Consider the following 26401-nt stretch of genomic DNA (forward strand, 5'->3'; position numbering starts at 1 on the left):
GAAAAGATGGGATCAATGGATCTGGACCAGATTGTCGCCGACGCGCAAAGCGCCTTCACTTCCGCCCCTGACGTCAACACGCTCGAAAACGAGAAAGCCCGTTTTCTCGGCAAGTCGGGTTCGCTCACCGAGCTGCTGAAGGGCTTGGGCAAGCTCGATCCCGAGACGCGCAAGACCGAAGGCGCGCGCATCAACGCCGTGAAGCAGCAGGTCGAGGCCGCGCTGAACGCGCGCCGCCAGGCGCTTGCCGATGCGCTCCTGAACCAGCGCCTCGCCGCCGAGGCGATCGACGTGACCCTGCCGGGCCGCGGGCAAGGCAAGGGCAGTCTGCATCCGGTGATGCGCACGTGGGAGCGTGTCGAGCAGATTTTCGGCTCGATCGGCTTCGACGTCGCCGACGGTCCGGAAATCGAGACCGACTGGTACAACTTCACGTCGCTCAACAGCCCTGAGAACCATCCGGCGCGCTCGATGCAGGACACGTTCTACATCGACGGCAAGGACGCCAAAGGCCTGCCGCTCGTGCTGCGCACGCATACGAGCCCGATGCAGGTGCGCTATGCGCGCACGCATACGCCGCCGATCAAGGTGATCGTGCCGGGCCGCACCTATCGCGTCGACAGCGACGCGACCCACTCGCCGATGTTCAACCAGGTCGAAGGCCTGTGGATCGAGGAGAACATCAGCTTCGCGGATCTGAAGGGCGTCTACACGGATTTCCTCAAGAAGTTCTTCGAGCGCGACGATATCAAGGTGCGCTTCCGTCCTTCGTACTTCCCGTTCACGGAGCCGTCGGCCGAAATCGACATGATGTTCGAGCAAGGCAAGAACGCCGGCAAGTGGCTCGAGATCTCGGGCTCGGGCCAGGTGCATCCGACCGTGATCCGCAACATGGGCCTCGACCCGGAGCGCTATATCGGCTTCGCGTTCGGCAGCGGTCTCGAACGCCTGACGATGCTGCGTTACGGCGTGCAGGATCTGCGCCTGTTCTTCGAAGGCGATCTGCGCTTCCTGCGCCAGTTCGCCTGAGGCGTCCCTTCGCGGGACGCGACGCATCTGCGCTTTGCGAGGCGGACGCTGCACTGAAATAACGGTGCGCGAGAACCCTTCGCTGTGGTCTCAATCTGTCTGGAACGTACAACGAAATGCTATTCCCCGAATCCTGGCTGAGAAGCTTTGTCGATCCGAAGCTCACGACCGACGAACTCGCCCACGCGCTCACCATGGCCGGCCTCGAAGTCGAAGGCCTGCGTCCGGTCGCGCCGCCCACGTCGAAGATCGTCGTCGGGCGCGTGCTCGAAGTCGTCAAGCACCCGGACGCGGACAAGCTCAACGTGTGTCAGGTCGATGCTGGCACGGGCGCTACGCTGAACATCGTCTGCGGTGCGCCGAACGTTGCGCCCGGCATCAAGGTGCCGGTGGCGCTCGTCGGCGCGGAACTGCCGCCCGCCGAGGAAGGCGGCAAGCCGTTCGCGATCAAGCTGTCGAAGCTGCGCGGCGTGGAAAGCCAGGGCATGCTGTGCTCGGCGCGCGAACTGAAGCTCTCCGAGGACCACAGCGGCCTGCTGATCCTGCCGCAGGATACGCCGATCGGCCAGGACATCCGCGAGACGCTCAACCTCGACGACACCATCTTCGAAATCAAGCTCACGCCGAACAAGGCCGACTGCCTTTCGGTGTACGGCGTCGCGCGCGAGACGTCCGCGATTACCGGCGCGCCGCTGCTCGCGCCCGCGTTCCCGACGGTCGCCGTGACGCTCGACGAAAAGCCGCCCGTGAAGATCTCGGCGCCGGACCTGTGCGGCCGCTTCTCGGGCCGCGTGATTCGCGGCGTGAACGCGCACGCGAAGACGCCGCAATGGATGGTCGACCGTCTTGAACGCTCGGGCCAGCGCAGCATTTCGGCGCTCGTCGACATCTCGAACTACGTGATGCTCGAACTGGGCCGCCCGTCGCACGTGTTCGATCTCGACAAGATCCACGGTTCGATGGACGTGCGCTGGGGCCGCAAGGGCGAGACGCTCAAGCTGCTCAACGGCAGCACCGTCGAAGTCGACGAAACCGTGGGCGTGATCGCCGACGAGCGCGAGATCGAAAGTCTCGCGGGCATCATGGGCGGCGACAGCACGGCCGTCTCGCTCGACACGAAGAACATCTATCTCGAAGCGGCGTTCTGGTGGCCGGACAGCATCCGTGGCCGCTCGCGCCGCTACAACTTCTCGACCGATGCGGGCCATCGTTTCGAGCGTGGCGTCGATTGGTCCACGACCGTCGAGCATATCGAGCGCATCACGCAACTGATCCTCGATATCTGCGGCGGCGCTGCCGGCCCGATCGACGACCAGACCGTCAATGTGCCCAAGCGCGCGCACGTGACCATGCGTGTGGCGCGTGCGAACCGCATCATCGGCGTGCAGATCGGCGCCGACGAGATCGCGCAGATCTTCACGCGTCTTGGTCTCGCGTTCGAGCGCAGCCATGGCGACGAGGGCGAAACGTTCAGCGTGACGCCGCCGGCGTACCGCTTCGACATCGAAATCGAAGAAGACCTGATCGAGGAAGTCGCGCGTATTTACGGCTTCGAGAAGATCCCGGCGAATCCGCCCGTCGCGAAGAGCGAGATGCGCGCAACCAACGAGACGCGCCGCTCGATACACGCGATCCGTCACGCGCTCGCCGCGCGCGACTATGCGGAGACGATCAACTTCAGCTTCGTCGATGCCGAATGGGAGCAGGATTTCGCGGGCAACGACAAGCCCGTACGTCTGCTGAACCCGATCGCGAGCCAGCTCTCGGTCATGCGCACGACGCTGATCGGCAGCCTCGTCAATGTGCTGCGCCACAACCTCAACCGCCGAGCCGAGCGCGTGCGCGTGTTCGAGGCGGGCCGCATTTTCCTGCACGATCCGTCGATTGTTGCGGGCGAGATGACCGTCGAAGGCTTCGCACAACCGAAGATGATCGGCGCGCTCGCCTATGGTCAGGCATTCGAAGAGCAGTGGGGCGTGCCGTCGCGCGCCGTCGACTTCTTCGACGTGAAGGGCGACCTGGAAGCGCTGTTTGCGCCTCGCGTGCCGCACTTCGTGAAGGCTGAGCATCCGGCGCTGCACCCGGGCCGTAGCGCGCGCATCGAAGTGGACGGCAAGGCGGTGGGCTGGATTGGCGAGATGCATCCGCGCTGGATGCAGAAGTACGACCTGCCGCACGCACCGATCCTCTTCGAGGTCGAAGCCGATGCGCTGATGGCATGCGAACTGCCGGCTCCGTCTGAAGTCTCGAAATTCCCGCCGGTGCGCCGCGATATCGCGCTTGTCGTCGATCAGAAAATTGAGGTTCAGGCGTTGCTGGACGAGTTCCAGAATGGCATGCAGGATGAGGTTTGCCGGATTGTTCAGCGGGTTGCGCTTTTCGATGAATTTCGTGCAAAATCAAATACTTCCGGGCTTGGCGCGGACGAGAAAAGCCTTGCCTTCCGGGTGACCCTGCAAGATACTGGCGGAACCCTTCAGGACGAGACGGTCGACGCGGCCATCAAGTCCCTGGTGGACCGCCTGGCTCGAGTGTATGGCGCCCGGCTGCGTGGATAAGGTCTCGATAAGGCCTGAATAAGGCCTGAGGCTCACGCGTACCGTTGACAAGGCTTCCGGATTGCAGCGCTGTTGCGTCTGGAAGCGCGCCATTTCATAGATAGATGAACGAAATGAACTCGAGTGATTTCGAAGCCCTCCTTGCGGCACAGCGAAGCGCCATGAATCGCGATATACCTGCCTCGACGGACACGCCGACGCTGACCAAAGCTGAGCTGGCGGAGCTGCTGTTCGACAACGTCGGGCTCAACAAGCGTGAGGCGAAGGACATGGTCGAAGCGTTCTTCGACGTGATCCGCGACGCGCTGGAGAGCGGTGACAGCGTGAAGCTGTCGGGCTTCGGCAATTTTCAGTTGCGCGACAAGCCGCAACGACCTGGCCGCAATCCGAAGACGGGCGAGGCGATTCCGATCGCGGCGCGCCGTGTCGTGACGTTCCATGCGAGCCAGAAATTGAAGGCGCTGGTGGAAAGCGGCGCCGAAGCGAGCTTCAGCCGTTGAACCCAAGTGGCGCCCCCGCCGCGGTGGCATGAGGCGGGCAGCGTAGCGAAACGGCGACGCGATATTGCGCAACCACCACGACGGCAACCTGGCGATGACACAGACAGTCGAAAAGGTCGTCTTGCCTCCGATTCCCGCCAAGCGTTATTTCACGATTGGCGAAGTGAGCGAGCTGTGCGGCGTGAAGCCACACGTGCTGCGTTACTGGGAACAGGAGTTCACGCAGTTAAAGCCCGTGAAGCGGCGGGGCAACCGTCGCTATTACCAGCATCATGAGGTGCTGCTGATCAGGCGCATACGCGAGCTGCTGTACGAGCAGGGCTTCACGATCAATGGCGCGCGCAACCGTCTGGATGCGCACAGTGCCGTGGCCGACGAGGCGGCGGCTCAAGCTGAGGCTGGCGAAGCGCAGGTTGCCGCGCAAGGCGCGATGGCATTGGTCGATGTCGATCAGTTGCGCAAGGAATTGCTGCATGTGATCGATCTGCTGGGGTGTTGAAGTGCGACGCGTCAAAACTTCTCGCTGACAGTTCTAATTGGGGCGAGGCTCTGTTATACTTTTCAGCTCTCGGGGCGTAGCGCAGCCTGGTAGCGTACCTGCATGGGGTGCAGGTGGTCGGAGGTTCAAATCCTCTCGCCCCGACCAGTAAAATCAAGGGCTTACGGATCATTGGTCTGTAAGCCCTTTTTCTTTGCTGATTTTTACCCCACTTTTTACCCCACTGGGTATTTTGTGGCTATGGCAGCGAGTTCGCGGGAGGGGTGGGCCGTTTTGGTTTGCTCAATCAGGGCGCTGTTATTGTTGCGAAGGTGATCGTTCCATCTCTAGGTTGGGGTGGTCAACTAATACACCCAATCCTCATGTCGGACCGGCAGGCGATTCACCTCGTCCCGAATCTGCCGCCACTGCGGCATGAACCTGTCCATCAGCGACTGAAACCGAGCGTTGTGCGTCGGCTCAATCAGATGCAGCAACTCATGCACGAGGATGTATTCGATGCATTCTGGCGGTTTGCGAGCCAAATCCGTATTCAGGCGAATATTGCCGGAAGAGGGGTTACAGCTTCCCCATTGCGTCTTCATGTGCTGCACGAGAAGCCGTCGTGCCCTGACTCCCAGTAATGATTCCCATTTCTCCAGAAGTGGCGGCAAGGCATTTCTCAATTGCTCCCGATACCACGCATCCAGTACTTCGCGGCGTCGGCCAGCATCACTGCCGGGGCGCACGCGGAGTTCGAGCGTCGAATGCTTCAGGTTGACTGCCGGGGCTGCATCGGCTTCTACGATCCGCAGCAGGTAACGCTTGCCCCACACATAGTGGCTCTCCCGATCCAGATATTCACGGGGCGTCTCACGCTCCTGCGCAAGCAGCTTGCGCTGTTGCCGTCTGATCCAGTCCAGCCGGGTAATGGCGTACACACGGATGAGGTCCGAAGCCATGTGCCGGGGCGCGGAAATACGCACACGGCCATCCGGCGGGTACACGCTCAGATGGACATGCTTGATGTCCTTCCTCACGACATCAATGCTCATCTCGCCTAGATCAATCCGGCTGGACGACTCCACGCTCAATACTCCTGCCGCTGCGCTTCGACGATCAGGAAGATCCGTTCAACTTCCTTATCGTTCTTCAGGATATCCCATAGCGCCTGCTTGATGACGTTCTCGCGCGGCAGCACGCCACGCCAGCCATCGGGGCGAACTCGCCGGACCGCCGCATCAACTTCGAGCGCCAGTGCCAGCGCCTCTTCCGGCGTGCGGCTGCCGGCAATTTTCAGGTTGTTGAACAGCGCTCGCTTGCCGCCCGTATCCAGCGTCGCAGGCGTATCGTCAGCCTTGCCGCTTTGCACTTTCGTTGCGAGCGCGGCCATCTGCTTCAGATATTCCTCGTAGTCGATGGCCTTTTCCTTGCGCTTTTTGATGATCTCATCGAGCAGCGCGGACATTTTTGCGAAGTAGGCCGGATCGGTCAGATGATCCTTGACGATCTTGCTGCGAACGTTGTTCTCGATGGTCTCGGCTACCGACTGCCGGTCTTTCATTTCGCCAAGTTTCTTCGCAATCGCATCCGCGATGCCGGTCTTCACGATCAGGTCGAGCAGGCCCACATTCTCGAATTCCGAAATCTTGCGCGGCTCACTCGCGGCGATATAGGTATCGATCAGGTGGCGCATGTCGGCTTCATACGGCTTGAGGTCGAGCGTCTCGCCACTCGCGCGGCGAATCGTCTCGCGCAGTTTCACATAGTGGTCAAGCTGTTTCCGGATCGATGCCTGTTGTGCCGCGTCGTATCCGGCTTCGTCCAGTTCATCGGCGATGCTGGCGTAGGCACGCAGCAGGCCAACCACGCCGGTATAGAGGGCGACCCGCTGTGGCTCGTGGATTCGCAGGTCATCGGCGATTTCGGTATTGCCGCAGAAATAACGGATGTAATCGAGTTCGTCTCTCGGCGGCTCCACCTTCTCGACCAGCAGCGCCAGCGCCTCCAGTGCGGCATCCAGACGCTCGCGGCCTTTCTGCACCCGGCTTTCGAGGAGGATTTCCGGTGCGACGCCACCCGCGCTATGGTCAAGCTCGGACGAATACACGGCGAGGGCTTTTTCTACCTTTCTGAACAGATCCTTGTAATCGACGATATAGCCGAAATCCTTGTCGGCCGTATCGAGCCGGTTGGTGCGGCAGATGGCCTGAAACAGGCCATGATCCTGCATGGTCTGGTCGATGTAGAGGTACGTACAGGGCGGCGCATCGAATCCAGTCAGCAGCTTGTTCACGACGATCAGCAGCTTCATGTTGGCCGGCTCCCTGATGAATCGGGCCTTGGCCTGATCCTCGTAGGTCTCGGTCTTCGACATGCCAGCCTTCGGCTGCACATCCGTCAGCAGATCGGTGTAGGTGTTGTAGATGAACTGCTTGTCGGTTTCCGTATTCGCGCCGGTTTCTTCCAGCGTCACATCTTTCGTGAGCGGGTTATAGGACGTGATGACCGCACACCTGCCCTTGAACGGTGTTTTCTGGAAGAGGGCAAAGTACTTGCACGCCTCGTAGATGCTCGACGCCACGAGCATGGCATTGCCGCGTCCCTCAGAGATTCGGGGCTTGGTGCCGAAATCGTGGATGATGTCGGCAACCACGCGCTCCATGCGCGAGCGCAAACTGAGCACCTGTTGCATCGTGCCCCACTGTTTCTTCAGTTCGTTCTTCTGCCAGTCGTTCAGCCCCTTCGTTTTTGCATCGAACCAGGTATCGATCTTGTCCTGCGAGCCAAGCGTCTGGTCGATGTCCCGTGCTTCATAGACCAGATCGAGCACCACGCCATCGTGCACGGCCTCGCTGAATTTGTACGTGTGGATGTAGCCGCCGAACACTTCGAGACTGGTTGCGGCATCGCGTTTCAGCAGCGGTGTGCCGGTAAAGCCGATGAACACGGCGGATGGCATCATTGCTTTCATCACTCGATTCAGACGCCCGCCCTGGGTGCGGTGGCACTCGTCCACAAATACGAAGAGATCGCCCACCGTGGCGGTCGGCTGTGACTCCAGTTCCTTGATGAAGGCATCGAAATCGCCGTCTCCCAGTCCCTTGCCCGCGCCGAACTTGTGTACCAGAGAGCACAGCAGGCGCGGGGTCGGCTGGCTCAACCGGGCCATCAGGTCGCGTCCGCTGCTCGTGCGGTGGATTTTTTCGCCGCTGTCTTCGAAGACGCGCTTGATCTGCTTGTCCAGTTCATCGCGGTCGGTGATGACGACGACGCGCGCCTGTGGGTTGTTCTCCAGAATCCACTTCGCCAGCAGCACCATGAGGATGCTCTTGCCCGCGCCCTGGGTGTGCCAGATGATGCCGCCCTGACGCTTGCGCACATGTTCCTGTGCAGACTTGATGCCGAAATACTGGTGGACGCGCGGCAGCTTCTTGATCCCGCCGTCGAAAAGGATGAAGTTGTGCATCAGTTCGATGAGGCGCGCCTTGTCGCACATTTTCAGCAGGTACTTGTCGAGCTTGTAGCCGATGTTATCGGCTTCGTCCTCTTTCCACTGGAGGAAGTATTTTTCCTGCGTGCCGGTCGTGCCGTATTGCAGACCCTCCGAGTCGTTACCGGCGAAGATGAACTGCACGGTGCTGAAAAACCATGCGTTGAATTCGGGCTGCTGGTTGGAGAGGTTCTGCCGGATGCCGTTGCCGATGCTGACGCGGCTGTTTTTCAGTTCGAGCACGCCGATGGCGATACCGTTGACGTAGAGCACGATATCAGGGCGGCGCTCGTGCCCTCCATTGAGGGTGACTTCCTCGGCAACGGCGAAATGGTTGCAAAGCGGCTGCGCCCAGTTGATGAGCCAGACCGTATCGGCCACCTTGTCACCTTCGACCTTCACAGGGATGCCGTAGCGCAGAAGCTGATAGACCGCCTCGTTGTTCGCGTACAGGTCGCGTTGCGGGTGGTTCGCTTCGCTCTTCAGGCGGTAGATAGCCTGGCTGATCTGCGCGGGACGATAACCGGCTTCAAGCAGGTAGGCTGTCAGCAGATTTTCTTCGATGTTGCTGTTGGCGCGATCGGTCCAGTCGCCGAGCGGCACGTAGCCTAGCTGCCCGGTGAACAGCTTGATGACGCGGTTTTGTGTGGCTTTTTCTGATTTACCGATCTCGTCCGTCATTGTGGTCTCTTATGCAAGTCGCGTCTTGCCAGTCAGCAGTTCCTGCATCACGCCTTGTTTGATCTGCGCGGTCTTGTCGCGCCGCGCTTCCAGTGCTGCCAGTTCAGCATCCATATCGGATAACGCATCAGCAATGGCGGCTTGTTCTTCTACTGTCTGTGGTATGCGAATCTGGAAATTCTGGAACGTTGGTAAACGCAGTGAATCCACGGTTGCCTTGACCGTGTTCTGCATAGCCCAAGCCCCAAAGTTCGCCTTCATGTAAAGATGGACAAACTTCCCCGAAACCTCTGGAGCGAAACGTGTTATGGCGTAGACGCGCTGATGCACGTCGAATTTACCGTTAATGTAATGGAAGATTTCGCCGATTCGGCCTTCGCCGGGCACGAGGATAGCTTCGCAGTCGTGTGAGTAACTGTTGATGCGCTCCACGTCATCGGAGCGAACGAAAAACGGATACTCGCCATCGTCCACTTTGTCCTCATTATTCCGGTTACCGGTCTTAACGTTCGCTATTTCACCAAGATGCCTAACTTCCCACTCTCCACCAAACCCCGGCAATCGAGTCTCACCGGTGAGCAGTTGCTGCATCGCAGCCTGCTTGAGGTCGCGCTTCTTGGCGATGAGTTTATCCAGGCAGGACAACAGGGCATCGACGTCGCTCAGGGCTTCGGCGATGGCGGATTGTTCGGGAAGATGCCGTGGAAATGGTATTTTGACACGACAAAGCACACCCTGATTCAGCGACGCCATCGTCGTGCCGATGGCGTTCTGTACTAACCACGCCCTAGTGTTCGTGCCTCTGAATTGGACAGCCAAATATGGAGGATAGCAATTCGATGTTGGGCGAATGCTGATGCCATCCGAACCCAAGAACCATCCGTGCTCACCATCAGAAACTAACGCCGACCGATCAACTGCACCTTTTCGCCCAAAAACAATGTCCCCTTCACGAAGGAGATACTGAGGAAGCCGCTTAGCAACCGTCGATGGAATTCTCGGAGTGTGTTGGCTAATCCGGAAATAACCATCACCAATTTCTCCGACCGATATGAGGGGGACACCATCGTATTCAGAGTATTCGCTGGCCTTCAGCAAAGTACCGAATGGTCCAGTAATGACTCTCGCAAACTCCCGAACCTCCTGGACATCCCAATCATCCGGAATCACCCCGACCTCAGTCTGCTTATACCCCGGCTTCAGTTCCATGCCGCCCCCATCTTGCGCAGATGCGCCTCAACACGAGCAGACAGCACGGCGACTTCATCCACCAATACAGGCAATGACGATTCATAACGCAAGGCCAAATCACGAACACGGCTCGCGAGCGTTTGCGATACACGCTCCAGTTCACCGGCCACGGTAGCGGACATAGCAGGTAGCCATTTATCCTCTACTACCAGGGACTTGATCTCGTCCACGGTAAGCTTGGGGTATCGCGCGTAAGCGTTAGCATCCAGCTCAGTTTCCAACGTCTTGAGCGCCTTCTTCAGGTCCGCTTCCTTGGCGGCCCCCGACTGCCATTGCTTCAATACCGACAGTTCCTCGGATGCATCGGCATCCTTACCGATCTCCTTGATGCGATCCTTCACCGCTACCGCATTGATCTTGTCGAATCCGCTGAACACGCCGTCCTCACCGCTGTGCTCTTCTTCCAGTTCGGTCAGCGCACTGCTGGCCGCTTCCAGTGCGGCACTGGTTTCGTCAAGCGCCTTTTGCTCGGCAGCAAAATAGCGCGCCACGATGTACTGCTTCGGCACCAGATCGCAGGCCCAGCCCTTGTCTTTCTCAACGACCTTCGCGTTCTCGCCTTTGCCTTTCTTCGTCTTTTCGATGACGCGATACGTCTTCGCTACCCAACCATCGGACGTCAGCAGGTAGGCATCGTCCTGCATGGTCTCGCCCCAGTAGTCCATCAGGTGCTGGTACACGTCGTAGGCATCCACCAGAGGCTTGCCTTCATAGTGGTGCAGCAGATCATCGGCCAGTTCGACGATGAACTGCTTCGGATGGAAGCCCTTGTCCAGCGCCTTCAATTTGGGAACGGCGCGTGCACGCCAGACTCCGAAGTGTTCGCCCATCCCTTCAAGGTAAGCCGCGAACTGCGGGTGCTGGAAGATCGTGTTCTTGATGACGCTCTTGTCCACGGCCAGCGACACGTAACCATCGCGTAGCGGCTGAAACAGCGCCTCTTTCAGTTGCGGGCAGACCGCCCAATAGTCGCCCAACGCCTCGATATCCGCCAGAGGGATGCCACCTTGCAGATGGCCGTGAATGTCCTGAATATCCTCAGCTACGCTGCTGTCGATGTAGCGCGGAAGATTGAGGTTGAACTCGTTCTTCTCGATCTCAGCCAGTCCCACCATGCGGGCGTAGCGCGGATCGCTCTCATCCTGACGGGTGAACACGTCCACGATGCGGTGGATGTCCTGCTCGCGCAGGCGATTCTTGGAGCCGTCCTTGATGAATCCGCTGCTGGCATCGATCATGAAAATTCCCTTGCGTGCCTGGGCGTTTTCCTTGTCGATAACGATGATGCAGGCGGGAATGCCGGTGCCGTAGAACAGGTTGGCAGGCAGGCCGATGATGCCCTTGATATAGCCGTGGCGAACCAGTTTCCTGCGGATTTCGCTCTCCGCATTGCCACGGAACAGCACGCCGTGCGGCAGGATGCACGCGCCTTTACCCGTGGATTTCAGGCTGCGGACAATATGCAACAGATAGGCATAGTCGCCCTGCTTGGCGGGCGGCACGCCGAAGGTGTCGAAACGGTCGTAGGGATCGTTGAGGGGATCGAGGCCCGTGCTCCAGCGTTTGTCGGAGAAGGGCGGATTGGCTACCACGAAGTCGAACGTTTTCAGTGCCGAACCATCCCGGAATTTCGGGTCGGTCAGCGTGTTGCCCTGTCCGATCAACGCCGTGGGATTGTCGTGCAGGATCATGTTCATGCGCGCGAGGCCGCTCGTCGCTGAATCTTTTTCCTGTCCGTACAGGGTCACGGCGGTGCGTGCGGCGTCGCCCACTTTCAGCAGCAGGGAGCCGGAGCCGCAGGTCGGATCGTACACGGTGGTATCGGTGCCGGTCGGCGAATCGCCGATACCGATGACGGCGGCCAGAATGCGGCTGACTTCGGCTGGCGTATAAAACTGCCCCTTGCTCTTGCCGCTTTCGGTGGCGAAGTGGCGCATCAGGTATTCGTAGGCGTCGCCGAGGATGTCGTCGCCGTCCGAGCGGTTCTTCGAAAAATCCAGATCGGGATTCTCGAACACGGCAATCAGGTCGGTCAGCCGTGTGACCATCTCCGCACCTGTGCCGAGCTTGCCGGTATCGTTGAAGTCCGGCATGTCGGACAGTTTGTTGGCTGCGGCCAGCGGTCCGACGATTTTCTTGTTGATCTGGTCGCCAATATCCGGCTTGCCTTTCAGCGCAACCATGTCCGCAAAGCTGGCTCCCTCGGGAATGGTAATCGGCGCATAACGCTGCCCGGCGTATTTGTCACTGACGTACTTGATGAACAGCAGGACCAGCACGTAGTCCTTGTACTGGCTGGCGTCCATGCCGCCGCGCAACAGGTCGCAGGATTCCCACAGGGACGAATAAAGCTCGGATTTCTTGATTGCCATTGGTTTGGGGGAGCGAAAGTCAATATCGGCCTGCCGGACAACGTGGGCCGGGAGATTGTCCGGAATTTTAATACCTGTAGGGCGGGAAGCCGGGATTTTCGTCTGTCCAATTTCGTCGCGTTCCAGATATTTTCATCGCTATATCACAACGTCGAGCATCCACCCGGAATGCATCGGGCAACGTCGTTTGCCCTGAACCCATCTACAGGCTGATATATGAACCCTTTGCTGTCCTGCCCCCGCTGTGATTCTTCCCGTATTTCGGTGCGTAACGTCGCCCGCAAGGCCGGTGCCGCTGTCGGCACAGTCGCTGGTGCTGGTGGCGCTGCCGCGGCGGCATTGGGAGGCGCTGAAGCCGGAGCCGCCATTGGCCTTGTCGCTGGACCGATCGGCTCCCTGTTTGGCGGCATCTGCGGCGCGCTGCTCGGCGGTCTGGCAGGCGGGGCTGCGGGCTGTGCCGCTGGTGCCGCTGTCGGTGAACAGATCGATGAACACGTACTGGACAATTTTTGTTGCCTGGATTGCGGCAACACTTTCAGCAAGCCACGCACGTCCTGAGAATTGACGGCACTTTCGCAGCACCCATTTTTTCTCGCCCACATCTTTCCGCTCAATGCCTGCCGCCCTCACGGGCAGCAGGCATTTTTGTGTTCGTTCTCCATATCAACTACCTGGAGTCGTCATGCATCTCGTCAACTCGATGGCCTATGTTGGCCAGCAGCCGTGGCACGGCCTAGGCAACCAACTCGCCCCGAAACAGCCCATCGAAGTATGGGCAAAACAGGCCGGCATGGACTGGCAGATCGAATCTGCCGACGTGTGCTTCATCTCGGGCAACGCCGGTTCTACCCTCGGTTCGATCCATGCGTTCCCCGAACAGAAGGTGCTTTATCGAAGCGACACCAAGGCACCCCTGTCCGTGGTGTCGTCGCGTTATCAGGTCGTTCAGCCTCGCGCAATTTTGGAGTTTTATCGCGACCTCACCGAAATCGGCGGGTTCGAACTGGAAACCGCTGGCGTGCTCAAGGACGGCAAGAAACTCTGGGCGCTTGCCCGTACCGGCCAGTCGGTTTCGCTCAAGGGCAAGGACACCGTGAACGGCTATCTGCTGCTGGCCACCGCATGCGATGGCACGCTCGCCACAACCGCGCAGTTCACCTCCGTTCGCGTCGTGTGCAACAACACGCTGCAAATCGCGCTCGGCGATTCTGCCGGTGCCGTGAAAGTGCCGCACCGTTCGCAGTTCGATGCGCAGGCCGTGAAGCGCCAACTCGGCATTGCCATATCGAGTTGGGACGGCTTCATGGCGCGCATGAAAGCTCTGTCCGAATGCAGAGTCAACGATACCGCTGCCGAAGCCTTCTTCCGTCGCGTGCTGACGTATCAGACCGGCGCGAGCCAGCCGGTTGCCGCCACCAACGACAGCGCGATCAAGGCCGTGCAGGCGCTCTACGCAGGCAAGGGCATGGGAGCTACGCTCGCATCGGCATCCGGTACGGCGTGGGGACTTGTCAATTCGGTTTCCGAGTATTGCGATCACCACCGTCGCGCCCGCAGTGACGACCACCGCAGAGATGCCGCGTGGTTCGGCGCGGGAGCCGACATCAAGCAGCGTGCATGGGACGAAGCGATGCGGCTGGTCGCATGAGCCCATGAACCTGTCCGTCAACACGATCAATGCCCGGTCGGGATTATCCCCACCGGGCATTGTCATTTCTGGAGGTTGATAAATGGCATTAGCTGAATCCGCAGGGCGTCGTCCTCGCCCCGCGCTGCGACTGGTCGAAACGAAGGAGCTATCGCGCGAAGACTGGCTGACGGTGAGACGATCCGGGATCGGCGGAAGTGACGCAGCCGCAGCCGTGGGGCTGTCGCCGTACAAGTCGATGCTCGAATTGTGGCTTGAGAAAACGGGCCGCGATGCGAACCTGCCCAGGCCCGATCCGAACGACACGACTGAGCCGGTCTACTGGGGCACGCTGCTCGAACCCATCGTCGCCGCGTCGTACACGAAGCAGACCGGCAACCGCGTGCGGCGTGTGAATGCCGTACTTCGGCACCCAACGATTCCGTTCATGCTCGCCAATCTCGACCGCGAAGTCGTCGGTGTGCCGGGACTGCAAATCCTGGAGTGCAAAACAGCAGGCGAATTCGGCTCACGGCTCTGGCGCGATGGTGTGCCGGAATACGTGCAGTTGCAAGTCCAGCATCAGCTTGCCGTGGCAGGAAAGCAAGCCGCCGACATAGCCGTTCTGGTTTGCGGCCAGAAGCTCGAAGTGCATCGCATTGAGCGTGACGACGCCCTGATCGCGCGCCTGATCGAACTCGAAGCGGTCTTCTGGCGGTACGTCGAAACCGATACGCCGCCCCCGGCTGACGGTTCGGATTCGGCGGATCGGGCGCTGCGCTGCCTGTATCCAGGCACAGGCGGCACCGTCGATTTCACCGATGACCACCGCCTGTCGTCGGCCTTCGCAGACCTCGTTGCCGTGCGCGCCGACATTGAGGCCCGTCAGGCCGTCGAAGCCCAGTTGAAACAGACCATCGCCCAGGGCATGGGTGAAGCCGACCGCGCCCAGTTCGAGACGGGTTCGGTTTCTTACAGACGCAGCAAGGACAGCGCGGGTGTCGATCTCAAACGTCTGCTCGCCGACCATCCGGCGCTCGCCGCGCAGTACGCCATCACGAAACCGGGTTCGCGCCGGTTTCTCGTCTCGACCTGATTTCCATTGTCGCTATCTACCACAGGAGCATCGTCATGCTGAAAGGATTGAGCATCACGCCGCCGACGATTGGCCGCATCAGTATCGGTCGTGTCGTCGAAAAGAACGGCAAACGGCTGCCCGAAAAATCGGATGAATTCCAGCTCACGACACAGGTCCAGCAGCGCGGAGAGTGGTTGCTGCACCCCTACGACGAAGCCTTGCGCAAGGCCAGCGGCGGCAAGCTGCGCGCGATTCCCGTTCGTTTCCTGTTCAACGATCCCGATCTGAACCTGCGCGCCGAATATTCGTGCTTCGACCGCGAAACCGGGCGGCCCGTGTGCGTTGGCAACGGCGAAACCTGCCGTCGTGCAGGTGAGAACGGTATCGAGGAATTGTCGTGTCCCTCGCCGGACGGCTGCGGATTCGCACAGGGCGGCGCGTGCAAGCCGTATGGCCGCCTGAACGTGCTGATCGGAGACGAGGACGAGATGGGGAGTTTCATCTTCAGGACGACCTCGTATAACTCGATCCGAACGCTCACGGCGCGCCTGCGTTACTTCAGGGCGGTGTCGGGCAACCTGCTGGCCTGCCTGCCGCTGGAGCTAAAGCTGCGTGGCAAATCGACTGCGCAGAGCTACAGAAGCGCGATCTATTACGTCGATCTGGTAGTGCGCGCCGACATGACGATGGAAGCCGCGTTGATACAGGCACGGGAGCACGACGCGCAGCGCAGGGCGGTCGGATTCGATCAGGCCGCACTGGACGAGGCCGCCTGGCAAGGCTTCAGCAACGGGGCCTTCGAGGAAAGTGTCGAGGACGGTTCGGCGGTCGTGGACGAGTTCTATCCTGCGGACTCGCAGGACGGTGGTAGTGGCGGGGTCGATTGCGATGAAACTGCGGCTGCGGCAAACCCGACGTCCCCAGCGATTTCGCGGCTGAAGAACCGGCTGGACCAGCGCGCTGCGGTACTGGGCGGGCAAGCCACATGATCCAGCGTCCTGCAATGGCGCTGGCCGTCGTTGCTACCAGCACGACGCTCTGCATGTCGGTACTGGCCGGGTGGCAGCGCGGCGGAACGCTTCCCGAGCGGGCCGTGTGGATCGCAATCAGCATCGTGCTCGTCGTCAGCGCGCATCTGCTGCCCGCGCTCGTGCGTCATGCGTCGGTCATCGTTCAGGCTACAGGTGCCGTCCTGTGGGGGGCGTGCATGACCGCCGCCTGCACCGGGCATCTGCTCTTTTTCCTGTTCGCCCAGCAGCACGCCGCCGAGGTTCGTGCGTCTGGCCTGGTGGATGGCCCTGGGGTTTCTGTGCGAGCACTCGCGCCCGTCATGGAGGAACGGGCCAACGTCGCGCACGAACTGGCTCAGGCCAGAGCACAACGTTGTTCGCGCAACTGCGGCAGTCTCGAAGTGCGTCGCGTCACGCTCGCCGCGAAACTGGACGCACTGGAGGCCAAAGCGGGCGATATCCGGCAGCAGAACGCCGGGCACGACCGCATCACGACCCGTCACGACGCATTGATTGCCGATCCAGTCACGACGCGACTCGCCGCGTTATCGGGCACGACGCCCGCCCGCGTCGATCTGCTACTGAGCCTCGGGTTTGCCATTGTGCTCGAAGGCGTGGCCTGTCTGCTGTGGGTGCTCGCGCTTCGGCCATCTCTGACAGTTCCTGCACCCGTGGCGAACCCTGATGCGCAGACAGGGCAGGACGACGTAACCTGGCTTGCACAGGCCATTGCCGATGGTGAGTTGCGGCCCACTGTCGTCGGCATCCGCAATTACCTTGGTTGTTCACAGGCCAGAGCCATCGCGCTGCGCCGTCAGGTTGTCACGCCCGGTTCAGCATCGTAAGGCACGTGTTTCACGCTCCCGTTTTACCTCTTTCATTTCGATGCGCTGCTTCCGGCCTGCCCGGAGGACGGCACTCGCCCCCATTCTGGAATATTCGATGAGTGATGACTGTTCCGTTATTCCATTGCTGCCGACGCCACGCCTGAAACTCGGCGTGCTCGTCGCGACGCCTGGTGCCTTGCAAGCCCTTCAGGCCGTCGATGTTTCCGTTTTTCGGCTCGTCAACCGGCATGCGCGCAGTGACTGGGGTGATGTGGACGACGCCGACCGGCAACAGAACGATTTCGCTGCCGCAAACGGCGAGCGCGTGCTTTCCTGTTACCGGCTTTGGAACGGACGATGCATCTGGATCGTCACCGAAGCGGATCGTTCCCTGACGACTGTTCTGCTACCCGACGAATATTAATGACGAGTCCCGTCGTCCAGCAGTTCCACCGTCCGCCAGGCTATCCCGGCGTATCTGTTACGACCGTTGGGTCCACACCGCCGTATCCAGCGCGAACTGTTCCACCAACTCCAGCACTAGCAGGCGACGGGCCTCGGGCAAGGCACGCAGACGTTCCAGCAGGAGGATTTCATCTGCCGCCGGTTGCAGCTTTGCGCTGTGCTTCACGGCGGCATCACGGGAGCGGGCCGGGCGGGCTTTATCCGCCAACCCGTATCGCAACCACATCGGCGACACGTCCAGCCACTTCGCCAGCGTCTCGATCTTGTCCGGTGTCGGACATGCCTTGCCCGTCAGCCACTTCTGGGCCGCCTGAGCCGTAATGGCTGCCTCGGGATGGCGCAGGCTGAACTGCACCGCCAGTTCCGTGGCCGTCGCTATCTTCTTCGGGCTTCGCTTGAGCGCCTGCCGTAGCCGCGCTGAGAAAGCCTGTTTTTCGTCCGCCGTTTGCATGGGCGGAGTGTGGGAGAGAAGCAGACTCTTTTGAGAACTATGAGGTTGTTTGAATAAACCATACAGTTTACGATCCGATACCTGTAACACGGCCGAAAAGTCATGCGGGAAGCCGCACGGTGCGGTCTGATCCACGCACGGGCGGGGTATGCACGTCACCCGTTCGAATCCTCCTGGCAACAACCACTCGCACTTACCAACCACAAGAGGAAATCTCGCAGTGAAGAAAAACATCAAACTCCATACCGGGATCACGACGCTCGCGCTCGGCGCGGCCATGTGCGCGGCATTGGCTGGCTGCGGCCATTCTGAAATCGATACAGTCAAGGCGGCGACTGTTCCGCAGGACTCGACCCATACCTACGAAACGGCCCTCTCGAACCGTGACTCGTGTGAGAAGGATGGCTGGCGCACATTCAAGGACGAAACGAACCGGATGGTCGTGGAATACCGCTGCGAGCTGAAGAACGGCGCGGCGCTGCTTGCCGCATTCCGCCAGAAGAAGATCAGCGATACGCAGCACGATTTCCAGGGCTATTTTCAGGCAGCAGACCAGACCGCCGAGAGCGTCCGTCAGCAGAATCCCGAACAACTGGAGAAGCAACTCGCCGACGCCCAGAGTCAGCTCGCGCAGTTGCAGGCTGATGGAGCGCCGTTGGGTGCAGCTACGCCCGAAGCGTTTCAGCAAGCCATCGTCAAACGCGAAAGCGCAATGCAAACGGCGCAGTCCGCCGTCGAGCGGGCGCAACGGGAGCTGAATGATGCCCGTAACGCCCTCGCCAGCCTGCCGCAGGAGCGCGCCCGTTTGGAGCAGCAGGAGAAGGATGCGCTCGCGCAGATTGACAAGGCGTACAGCGGTGTAACTAAGACGAGTGAAGTGTTCCAGTGGTTCGTCAGGGATGACGAGGTTGTCCCGGCATGGTCTGGTGTAGAGCTGGAACGGCAGGAAGGTAGCGCCACTCGACTCGATAAAGACTGGACGAGGATGATGCGGAACCTGCTGGACCACCGCGACGAGAAACACGTTCACTATGCACTTGATGTTCCTGACAACGTCTTACTTGCCCAGTAGCCGTCAGTCCCGGAATCGGCGTCCGCATTGAAGGTCACCCATGCCGCTCAGTCGTGACCGGCATACGCGGGAAGGACGGGGATTTCGTCAAGATCACAGGGTATGCCCTGAAACCTGCGGCAGTCTGCAAGGCAGACAAGACGCTGAATTGATCACGTCGAACTCACCTACCTCTCGCGGGGGTAGGTGACTTTATTTGCGTATTCGGATTCGGCGGTTGACGTTCGCCTTGTATGCTGCAGTGCGAAAAGCGAGCGCCCTGGATGTACATGGGACATCTGGCCCATTTCGACCCGGAGCGGTCCTTCATCTTTCCGGCTAGCCGACATTCAATCGTACTGTTAGGCAACGCACTATGCAGTCTTCGCACGGAATAGCCGTTCCGCGCTGGCTTATTATTGCAGCGACTGAATCATCGAGATAGAAGATCCTGATCGCGTTGAATGTTGACCGAGAGACTGCTAGTGGAATCGTCCAAACTTCAAAGACTAAAGAGTCGTATCGTTCGTACCCCGCTGTTCAGCAACATTGGCGTCCCCATGTTGAATGCCAGTAACCCGCGCATCGTTCAATGGGATGCATGGTTGGGCCCTGAGGATCCAGCGTCCCTTGCGATAGCCATCCGGCAGCAGGAATTGCACGATGTTTTGGTTCCGCCAGAGGAAGAGCAAGAGTGGGTTGCTTCGCTGAGGTTTGTTATAGATCACGTGGCAACGCTCATCCCTTATGACCCGGACGAAGATGTTTGGCACGCGCCCACCGCAGCAGCCTGGAGCGCGGCATGGACCTTCTCACTGGAACACCTTCATGCTGCATGCGGCGTTCCGCTCCCGGCCGATACCGCAGCTCAGCTTGTATGGTTCGAGCGCGGACACTGGCCGTGCGCACTGGTTGACGGAGCATCAGGCGCGAACCTCAAAGACTACGTGATCTTCTAGAGGATCATTTCCGCGGCACTAAGCAGAAGGCCAACGGTAATTATCGGCAATCCAGCCCACAGTGTCGAATGTCTCAAAGTGGCCGCATCCCGCACTTCGTCGCCTACCGGCGATTGGTTTTCGCTGCACTCTGCTTCCGACGCATCCCTGCCGGTAGGCGGCGATACTGGCGTAGACCAACACATGACCGCTCGGCAGCAGTGCTTGATCTGGCTCAAAGATTTACGTACCGTCGACCTTCCGGAGCCGATCGGCAATATCACCGAGACGACGCAATGAAATCCATGGGTCTCTCGCTAGCTCCTCCGGCTCAACATCGAGCAAAAAAGCATACCCCTCTGCGACCCTAAATAACGTTCCCTCAACGACACGTTCGACATCTTGTCGGCTGGCGCAATCAGCCAAAATATTCTGCAACGCGGAATCAAATTCGGCGTGGTACGGCGAGAGATTGGTCAGTTGTTTTCTTTGCCAATTGTCGGCCAACCAATCCAGGTTCTTTCTCAATTCCGGGCTCAGCCGCATATTCATCTCATCAATTCAAAGTCGGGCCAATCGTCACTGGCGTGGAGTTACCGTCGAATGTCGCCGAGTGGCTGCACTCCGACCGATGAATCGCCCCCGCCCGGTCGTCAATTTGCACATCTATGCAATTGGCATCAGACGACCCGAAGCGGTCCATCAACTTTCGCCGAAGCAGCCATTCCCAAGTCGGCAATGATGCGGCTACCACAAAGCGCTCAGGCCGGATCTATGAACGCCGGTCTCCGTATCGCAAGCCGGAAGACGCCTGTTGTCCCCGCTCATCGAATAAACACCACACGCTTCCCCACCCAAATTGCTCGACGCCCGAATCGAACGAGCGATTCATCTGCGTCTTTAGCTCCTCGCGAACAAATTCGATCTCACGCTCGCTCGTCGCCCGGTTGGGCCAACCGTCAATCAGCTCCGGGGCCGGGAGCGAGACTCCGAAGCTCAACTCGGATAGCTCCTCGGCATAAAAGCAGAGACCAAGGCCACATGGCAGCCCAGCGAAGGTGAGATGCCCGAGCCAGATCCACTCGTAGCCGTTTTGATGATTGATGCTTCGGTGAATCAAGGGGGCCAGCCGGGTCGCAACGAACGTCTTGGGCGTGTCCCTGCGTAGCAGTTCATTAGCGCCTCGCAAATAGACGGAGCCGTCCCGCGGTGAAATGGAAAGAGCTGACGGTTCCAAATAATCCACGGTAGTCCTCGGGCCGCGCCAATTTTGAGTGACACATTGTATTCACATTGTCGACAAAGAAGCCTTGCAGCACGAAGGTCCGTTCATGGCCGCTTATCGCCCGACGCGATCGGCTCAGACCGACCCACTGCCGTCCGTCGCCCCGTCGAGTATTAAAGGGCAGCTGATGGAGTAATCCGGTCAGCCAAACCACCGTTCGAGGCAACGTTCGGCGCTCAAGCACGTTGCAAATGCTCGCTCGCCACCGATCGGACCTAAAAACAGGTAATTGGGCGTTCGGTGGCACTTGTCGCAACGCACGCTCGACCGGCAGATTGTCGATCTCCAAGTGCTCGTCTTCGCAGTAGCGCGTGAACGCTTTCCACCGATCGAGTGAGCAGGATTGCCCGGCTGGTGTCGGATTTGAACAAGAGGGTTTCGAGCGTAGCTGTGAGCCACGCTCGAAGTTGATCAACTCTTTTCGCGCCTCACTTCAAACCATACATTTCGCGGTGGATTTGAAGGTAAAGCTTCTGCGAAGCATTTAACGGTTGCCGCAGGCTGCGCGGAAGGCCGAACTCCTCACAATGTCTTTCTTGCAGCGACGCGGACCGCAACATCGTTCCCTCATCGCTGAAGCCAATCAAGCCGGCATCGAACAGTACATCAAGTGTGGGTATGAGCGGCAAGCCATTGTTGGGATCGACGCGCTGTTTGTGACTCGCTTTCCTCCAAGGCAACGCGTGGGACGCCCGAAGGATGGGCTCAAGATCACAGCCTGTCACTGCACAGGTACGACCCCAGAGGTTCAGCAGATCCTCGCGATACTTACCTTGCTTACGACGTGCCAAGCTCGTGGTCAGTGCTTCTGTTATAGGCGCCGAATCCGTTTGCCGATCGATCTCCGCAAGGTCGATTTCCTCGGACCGCTCATTGATCAGGGCCATGACTTCCGCCTGACCCGTTCTCAGTTCTTGCAGGGCGTGGCGAGGATTCGATCCGTTGAGCGCGACAAATTCAGCCAAGGTCACCGGTTTACTCCGCAAATCGCCGGTCCAAAACACCTTCCGGTGATATTCAATTGGCTCCCTCGGACTGACGATCTCAGTGACGTCAGTAACTTTGAGAGCTTCGTCATCGACGATGATGCCCCGACCCAATATTCCCTTGCGTTTCACATACATCAGTACCGTATCGCCGCGCACGAGGTTTTCTAGCTTTTCGAGGTATCGCGATCCCCCGCTCAACACTGCAACCTCTTTCTCGAACCATTTGTCGTGGTAACTGAAGCCTTCGTTAGATTTCGCGTCGGTGTCGATAAGAAAAACCGCGCGTTCCCGGACTAGCTTTTTAGTTGTCTTAGTCATATTGTGCTCGGGGGCACCGACGATCTTCATCGCCAAAAAAGGTGAAGGGGATCCTGCAGCCACTGCCGCCGGCAGATAGTACCAGTCCGACTTACCGGAAGGTTCCGAGTTGGACGGTGATTGAAACAGTCGGAACGGCTAGAAGGCGACGTGAAGGCGCACGAGCTACGATGAAGCGCTAGTTGGGCTGAGGTCGACCTTGCGCCTAATCGTCTGTCTGCTTTTGGAATCGATTTAGCCGTTCCAGCGGCGCAACTCTCTTTTTCTTGAGCGGCAGTTGCTGGCCGAACCCGGAAGTTCGTCGTCAGTCTGCGATGCAATCGCCCCTGACGTTACTTCGAACTTCCGTAGTCGCCCCATAAGAGACGGTCAAATTTCTCGCCAGGGCGCGCTCAATGTTTGATGTGAAGTAGCTGACGCCCCCGCTAAAGCACGCGATTAAACACGTTTAGGTACGTGGACGGCAAGAAACCTAAACTGGCCATAGTTTCCGCTGCTTGGGGCTGCATAATCAGTCCACTGGAGGGTGTACTTGCCATCGACTGAGAGATTGGCCTCCCGATTTCGTTTCGTTCCGTCCGACGCATTCGCACCCCACCCGAGGGTGCCATAGAGAGTGCGATCTTGGCTCAAACGAAATGCAGCATCATTAGTCCGTTCGTTCGTGGATGGCCGCCAGTACATGCTGTCGTTAGTCAAGAGAATTGCCCAGCCTTCGCAGTTCTGAAGATTCGCGGCGATGCCTTCTAGGCGGCAGATATCTTTGATGAAATCATATCGACCGAAATCTTGCGCACCATGGTCGGCGAGCCGAAACTCCTCTCCGTCAACTTCCACGAGTAGCTTTCTAGTCTTGTACTTCAGTTCAACGGCCACCTTACATTCAACGGTCTGAATCAAGAAGTCCAAGTGAAGAGTCTGCCCGTTCGCAAGGATAGGTTTTTCCAAGCGAACGGAGGCCATCGGGAGTCGCCGATGAACCTCCCAGGCGAAAGCATGCTGAAAATCGGCTTCCGAATGGTAAGCACTTCGTTGTGCCGCCAAGACGTTCATTACGTCGTATATGTCGATCATCCAGTGCTCTGTCTGCTTTGAGATTAGGAATGACGCGAAGCTGCAGTGTTTAGTGTGGCTATACCTCAGCTTGAGGGTTCGTGATCAACCTCACACCGTACTTCGTCTCTAGCTGGCCGCGCATTTTCCTCTCGCGCTCTGCAATGAACCCGACATAGTCGTCCCACAGCAGAGATGACGTGTCTGGGATGAAGTCGTACGCGTCGATGTACTTCCTACCTTCTTCGCTGCAGAAGAACTCCTTGGGATGTTTCGCACGCTTGTAATTGTTCACTTCTGCCGGCATCGGCTGGAAGTTCCATAGCACGTCCACGGCATTCTGGTAGGTCTCATCGGCCCCTTTCAGATTAAGCGGGAAAATGTGGTCCACCTGTGGCTTGCGTTCGTGAAAGATGTAACTACGGCTCGGCATCAACACCTTGGCTGCCAGCCAGGGCTCAGCCAAGAACTGGTGCTCGTGCAGATCGCCGGTGCGACTCTTCTGGATCGCAGTCTGACGGATCGCGTCCAGGGGGAAGGGCAGGCCGGCCTCTCCGTCGTCGCGTGCCGCGCGCGCGAACTGATTCACCATCGTCTGTGTATTCCAGTCGCAGAACTGTGAGAGCAGGAAGTAGCGATGGATTAAGGTCACCTCGGCTACAGGCAAGGCACGGATCCGCCACTCGTGCCCGCCGCGTTTACGCGCCGCCAAGAATGAGGCAATCGGCAGTACTGCTAGCCAACGCGGCACGATGGAGGCGTGGTTGATGCTAAACAGCCCGGCCAAGTAGCCCTGGAATACCTCCACCAGTGCATCGCTGTCGTCCGCTAGCGCCTTCTGGAAAGCGGCAATGTCCTTGGCCTCCAGCCGGTCCGCATCAATGCGGGCGGTCTTCTTCACCATCAGGTGGAAGAACTGCAAGATCTCGGTGGATGAAAACGCGATGCCGCCACTGACCTCGCGGATCGTTTCAGAAAGCCTCCAAAGCTCTTCCTCGTAGTCGGACTGCACCGCCTTGATCTTGCTGAGCACCAACTCCAACTGCGTCAACGCCACGCCGCCCGTGTTAAGGCGGCGAAACACCTCGTTCACTTCCGTCGGCGTCTCCGCGCGCACCGAGAAATACGCAATGGACTTGGTACTGTCAGCAACGAAGATATCCCACAGCGCGGTCAGGTTCACCCGCACGAGCATCTGCTTTGCTGCGTCGCCATTCGCCGCCGCAAGCAAGCGCTCTTCGAGCACAACCTTTTCTTTGTGTGAGTGGACCTTGCTGACCAGTTCGGTCATCTTTAGGTATCGGACTTCGGCAGCCGCGTCAGCATCCCGGAACAAGAATCCGGTGTCGTCGGACTCGACCGCGTCGGCATCGAACAACATGTCGAAGTGCAGCACACGCCCGTTTAAACGGTAGTACAACACCGAATACAGTGTCTGCAAGCGCTGCTGGCCGTCGTACACGAGCGATTTGGCCGCGCCCCAACGCCCCTCTTCAACTTGGTGCGCGTACTGGCCCGGTGCGTAGTCGCGTACGAACTCGCGATAGGGTACTGGCGTAGATGTCTCCCAGAGCACCACGCCCCCGATCGGATAGCCGCGCTTCAGTGAATCGAGTAGCAGGCACACATAGCCTTCCGACTCATGACGCGCACCCCACACATACTGCCGCTGCACCTGCGGCAGGAACCACCCACCGTGCGTGGCGTTCAGCTTGCTCATCGCTTCGCGCACAGAGATGCCCAAGTAGGACATGTCGCTACCTCTCTTTAGTCGTCAGCCTTGCCAGGCTGCCACGTTAGTATTGAAAATTCCCCGAATTGTTTCTGCTAGCGCTACTGGCGACGGACTCTCCAAAATTCCAAGCACTATCGCTGCGTCCGCGCTTGAGGGCAGCAGGCCACATAGCGCTGAACTTGGTGGATGCCCGCAACGGCTCGGATACCTCCGCAGGACATGCCAGTGCCAATCCTGCTTAACGGCAGTCAGACCTTCAACTTGAAGATATAAATGGGAAGTCCGCTTTCGGAGCGCCATTGGCATTCGAACGTCGGAGCGGACCTTCCAGTGGACGACTCATGATGGCCGGTCAGCGTCCCTTCGCTAACCGTCCTGCCAAGCTAGACCTCTGTCTGTTCCGCCATTTCAAGTGCGTCATCTACCTCGATGCCAAGGTAGCGGACCGTACTTTCAAGCTTCGTGTGGCCGAGCAACAACTGGACGGCCCGGAGGTTCTTCGTGCGACGGTAGATCAACGACGCCTTGGTCCGGCGCATCGTGTGGGTACCGTAAGCGGAGTCGTCCAGGCCGATTGACGCGATCCACCGATGGACCAGTCGGGCATATTGGCGCGTCGACAGGTGTGGGGAGTCGTGAATTCCGCTCGGGAACAGGAAGTCAGTTGCGTGCAGCCTCGCATGCCCTATCCATGCCGCCACGCTATCGCGGGTCTGTTCGGTGATTTCGAACTGTACCGGCCGTTGCGTCTTCTGCTGCATGATTGTTGCCCGGCTGGCGACGCGCTCCCCGTGACAGACATCCTGCACCCGCAGCTTCGTCAGATCGCATGCGCGAAGCTTGCTGTCGATGGCGAGATTAAACATGGCCAGATCCCGCACGCGGAACGAAAGCTGCAGGCGCACGCGGATCGCCCAAATTTCCTTGAGCTTCAGTGGTGGCTTCTGGCCGGTCAATCTTCCTTTGTTCCACGGCACCCGCGACCGACCAGTGTTTGTTAGCGCATTCATGACGATCTCCTTTCGATTGAAGGGAGCTCTAGTCTGACCGGTGGGCGCTACCCGACCCACTCCGGTCAGACAACTTTGTCCAAACCGGTCAGTCAGCCAAATCCAGAATTTGCAAACTGGAGTGCCACTAGGCCGCCGACGAACGAAACCGCTCGCGCGGTAGGGGGCTCCGGTCCGACGCAGGAGGTCAGGGAGGGGCCGG

At 59.1% G+C, this 26401-nt stretch carries 23 protein-coding genes, 1 tRNA gene and 1 pseudogene; 12 read left to right on the forward strand and 13 right to left on the reverse strand.

Annotation, left to right across the window (positions count from 1 at the left end):
- Window positions 1–15: 15 nt before the first annotated feature.
- From pheS to ACFPTO_RS18445, 5 genes are all read left to right on the forward strand, one after another.
- A complete protein-coding gene (gene pheS, locus ACFPTO_RS18425) occupies window positions 16–1029 on the forward strand; it encodes a phenylalanine--tRNA ligase subunit alpha (RefSeq protein ID WP_377713481.1) in 1014 nt (337 codons plus the stop codon).
- Window positions 1030–1145: 116 nt separating this feature from the next.
- Window positions 1146–3587 carry a phenylalanine--tRNA ligase subunit beta gene (gene pheT, locus ACFPTO_RS18430; protein WP_377713483.1) on the forward strand — a complete coding sequence of 814 codons (2442 nt, stop codon included), beginning with the start codon at window positions 1146–1148 and terminating at the stop codon, window positions 3585–3587.
- Between the two features lie 104 nt (window positions 3588–3691).
- A complete protein-coding gene (locus ACFPTO_RS18435; protein ID WP_377713485.1) occupies window positions 3692–4087 on the forward strand; it encodes an integration host factor subunit alpha in 396 nt (131 codons plus the stop codon).
- 94 nt (window positions 4088–4181) lie between these two features.
- On the forward strand, window positions 4182–4586 hold the full coding sequence (locus tag ACFPTO_RS18440) for a MerR family transcriptional regulator (protein WP_377713487.1): 405 nt from the start codon (window positions 4182–4184) through the stop codon (window positions 4584–4586).
- Between the two features lie 70 nt (window positions 4587–4656).
- Window positions 4657–4733: transfer RNA gene (locus ACFPTO_RS18445), tRNA-Pro, on the forward strand.
- Between the two features lie 197 nt (window positions 4734–4930).
- On the opposite strand, the gene ACFPTO_RS18450 is transcribed toward ACFPTO_RS18445, so the two are convergent.
- From ACFPTO_RS18450 to ACFPTO_RS18470, 5 genes are all read right to left on the reverse strand, one after another.
- On the reverse strand, window positions 4931–5620 hold the full coding sequence (locus ACFPTO_RS18450) for a M48 family metallopeptidase (protein ID WP_417629193.1): 690 nt from the start codon (window positions 5618–5620) through the stop codon (window positions 4931–4933).
- Window positions 5621–5655: 35 nt separating this feature from the next.
- The gene (locus tag ACFPTO_RS18455; RefSeq protein WP_377713490.1) at window positions 5656–8739 is read right to left on the reverse strand and encodes a type I restriction endonuclease subunit R; all 3084 of its coding nucleotides are present in this window, start codon (window positions 8737–8739) and stop codon (window positions 5656–5658) included.
- 9 nt (window positions 8740–8748) lie between these two features.
- Window positions 8749–9948: a restriction endonuclease subunit S gene (locus ACFPTO_RS18460; protein WP_377713491.1), complete on the reverse strand. Its 1200-nt coding sequence runs from the start codon at window positions 9946–9948 to the stop codon at window positions 8749–8751.
- On the reverse strand, window positions 9939–12362 hold the full coding sequence (locus ACFPTO_RS18465) for a type I restriction-modification system subunit M (protein WP_377713492.1): 2424 nt from the start codon (window positions 12360–12362) through the stop codon (window positions 9939–9941). The genes ACFPTO_RS18460 and ACFPTO_RS18465 overlap by 10 nt, the downstream gene beginning before the upstream one ends.
- A 138-nt stretch (window positions 12363–12500) precedes the next feature.
- Complete coding sequence (locus ACFPTO_RS18470) at window positions 12501–12962, reverse strand: hypothetical protein (RefSeq protein WP_377713494.1); 462 nt, start codon at window positions 12960–12962, stop codon at window positions 12501–12503.
- An 82-nt stretch (window positions 12963–13044) separates the two neighbouring features.
- Between ACFPTO_RS18470 and ACFPTO_RS18475 the strand changes: the two genes are divergently transcribed.
- From ACFPTO_RS18475 to ACFPTO_RS18495, 5 genes are all read left to right on the forward strand, one after another.
- The gene (locus tag ACFPTO_RS18475) at window positions 13045–14010 is read left to right on the forward strand and encodes a DUF932 domain-containing protein (protein ID WP_377713496.1); all 966 of its coding nucleotides are present in this window, start codon (window positions 13045–13047) and stop codon (window positions 14008–14010) included.
- Between the two features lie 82 nt (window positions 14011–14092).
- A complete protein-coding gene (locus ACFPTO_RS18480) occupies window positions 14093–15085 on the forward strand; it encodes a YqaJ viral recombinase family nuclease (protein ID WP_377713498.1) in 993 nt (330 codons plus the stop codon).
- A gap of 35 nt (window positions 15086–15120) precedes the next feature.
- A complete protein-coding gene (locus ACFPTO_RS18485) occupies window positions 15121–16056 on the forward strand; it encodes a recombination directionality factor (RefSeq protein ID WP_377713500.1) in 936 nt (311 codons plus the stop codon).
- Window positions 16053–16922, forward strand: a complete 870-nt coding sequence (locus ACFPTO_RS18490) for a hypothetical protein (RefSeq protein WP_377713502.1) — start codon at window positions 16053–16055, stop codon at window positions 16920–16922. The genes ACFPTO_RS18485 and ACFPTO_RS18490 overlap by 4 nt, the downstream gene beginning before the upstream one ends.
- 97 nt (window positions 16923–17019) lie before the next feature.
- Window positions 17020–17328, forward strand: coding sequence for a hypothetical protein (locus ACFPTO_RS18495; protein ID WP_377713504.1), 309 nt, complete (start codon window positions 17020–17022; stop codon window positions 17326–17328).
- 57 nt (window positions 17329–17385) lie between these two features.
- Here the strand turns inward: ACFPTO_RS18495 and ACFPTO_RS18500 are convergent, their stop codons facing one another.
- Complete coding sequence (locus ACFPTO_RS18500; protein WP_377713506.1) at window positions 17386–17955, reverse strand: transcriptional regulator; 570 nt, start codon at window positions 17953–17955, stop codon at window positions 17386–17388.
- A gap of 85 nt (window positions 17956–18040) precedes the next feature.
- Here ACFPTO_RS18500 and ACFPTO_RS18505 point away from each other — a divergent pair, with 85 nt between their 5' ends.
- Both ACFPTO_RS18505 and ACFPTO_RS18510 read left to right on the forward strand, forming a co-directional pair.
- The gene (locus ACFPTO_RS18505) at window positions 18041–18892 is read left to right on the forward strand and encodes a hypothetical protein (protein WP_377713508.1); all 852 of its coding nucleotides are present in this window, start codon (window positions 18041–18043) and stop codon (window positions 18890–18892) included.
- Window positions 18893–19356: 464 nt separating this feature from the next.
- Window positions 19357–19830: a hypothetical protein gene (locus tag ACFPTO_RS18510; protein ID WP_377713510.1), complete on the forward strand. Its 474-nt coding sequence runs from the start codon at window positions 19357–19359 to the stop codon at window positions 19828–19830.
- Window positions 19831–20052: 222 nt separating this feature from the next.
- On the opposite strand, the gene ACFPTO_RS18515 is transcribed toward ACFPTO_RS18510, so the two are convergent.
- The 7 genes and pseudogenes from ACFPTO_RS18515 to ACFPTO_RS18545 form a co-directional block, all read right to left on the reverse strand.
- Window positions 20053–20361, reverse strand: coding sequence for a hypothetical protein (locus ACFPTO_RS18515; RefSeq protein WP_377713512.1), 309 nt, complete (start codon window positions 20359–20361; stop codon window positions 20053–20055).
- A 220-nt stretch (window positions 20362–20581) separates the two neighbouring features.
- Window positions 20582–21055: a hypothetical protein gene (locus ACFPTO_RS18520; RefSeq protein ID WP_377713514.1), complete on the reverse strand. Its 474-nt coding sequence runs from the start codon at window positions 21053–21055 to the stop codon at window positions 20582–20584.
- A 225-nt stretch (window positions 21056–21280) separates the two neighbouring features.
- A pseudogene (locus tag ACFPTO_RS18525) lies at window positions 21281–21510 on the reverse strand (IS66 family transposase); the annotation flags it as partial.
- 12 nt (window positions 21511–21522) lie between these two features.
- Window positions 21523–22401: an HNH endonuclease gene (locus tag ACFPTO_RS18530; protein WP_377713516.1), complete on the reverse strand. Its 879-nt coding sequence runs from the start codon at window positions 22399–22401 to the stop codon at window positions 21523–21525.
- A 438-nt stretch (window positions 22402–22839) separates the two neighbouring features.
- On the reverse strand, window positions 22840–23475 hold the full coding sequence (locus ACFPTO_RS18535) for a hypothetical protein (RefSeq protein ID WP_377713518.1): 636 nt from the start codon (window positions 23473–23475) through the stop codon (window positions 22840–22842).
- 58 nt (window positions 23476–23533) lie between these two features.
- Entirely contained in the window at window positions 23534–25207 is a 1674-nt protein-coding gene (locus ACFPTO_RS18540; protein WP_377713520.1) for a DUF262 domain-containing protein, read from the reverse strand.
- Window positions 25208–25572: 365 nt separating this feature from the next.
- Window positions 25573–26199 carry a tyrosine-type recombinase/integrase gene (locus ACFPTO_RS18545; RefSeq protein WP_377713522.1) on the reverse strand — a complete coding sequence of 209 codons (627 nt, stop codon included), beginning with the start codon at window positions 26197–26199 and terminating at the stop codon, window positions 25573–25575.
- Window positions 26200–26401: the final 202 nt, after the last annotated feature.

The sequence above is a fragment of the Paraburkholderia denitrificans genome, from assembly GCF_042655705.1.
Lineage (GTDB): Bacteria > Pseudomonadota > Gammaproteobacteria > Burkholderiales > Burkholderiaceae > Paraburkholderia > Paraburkholderia denitrificans.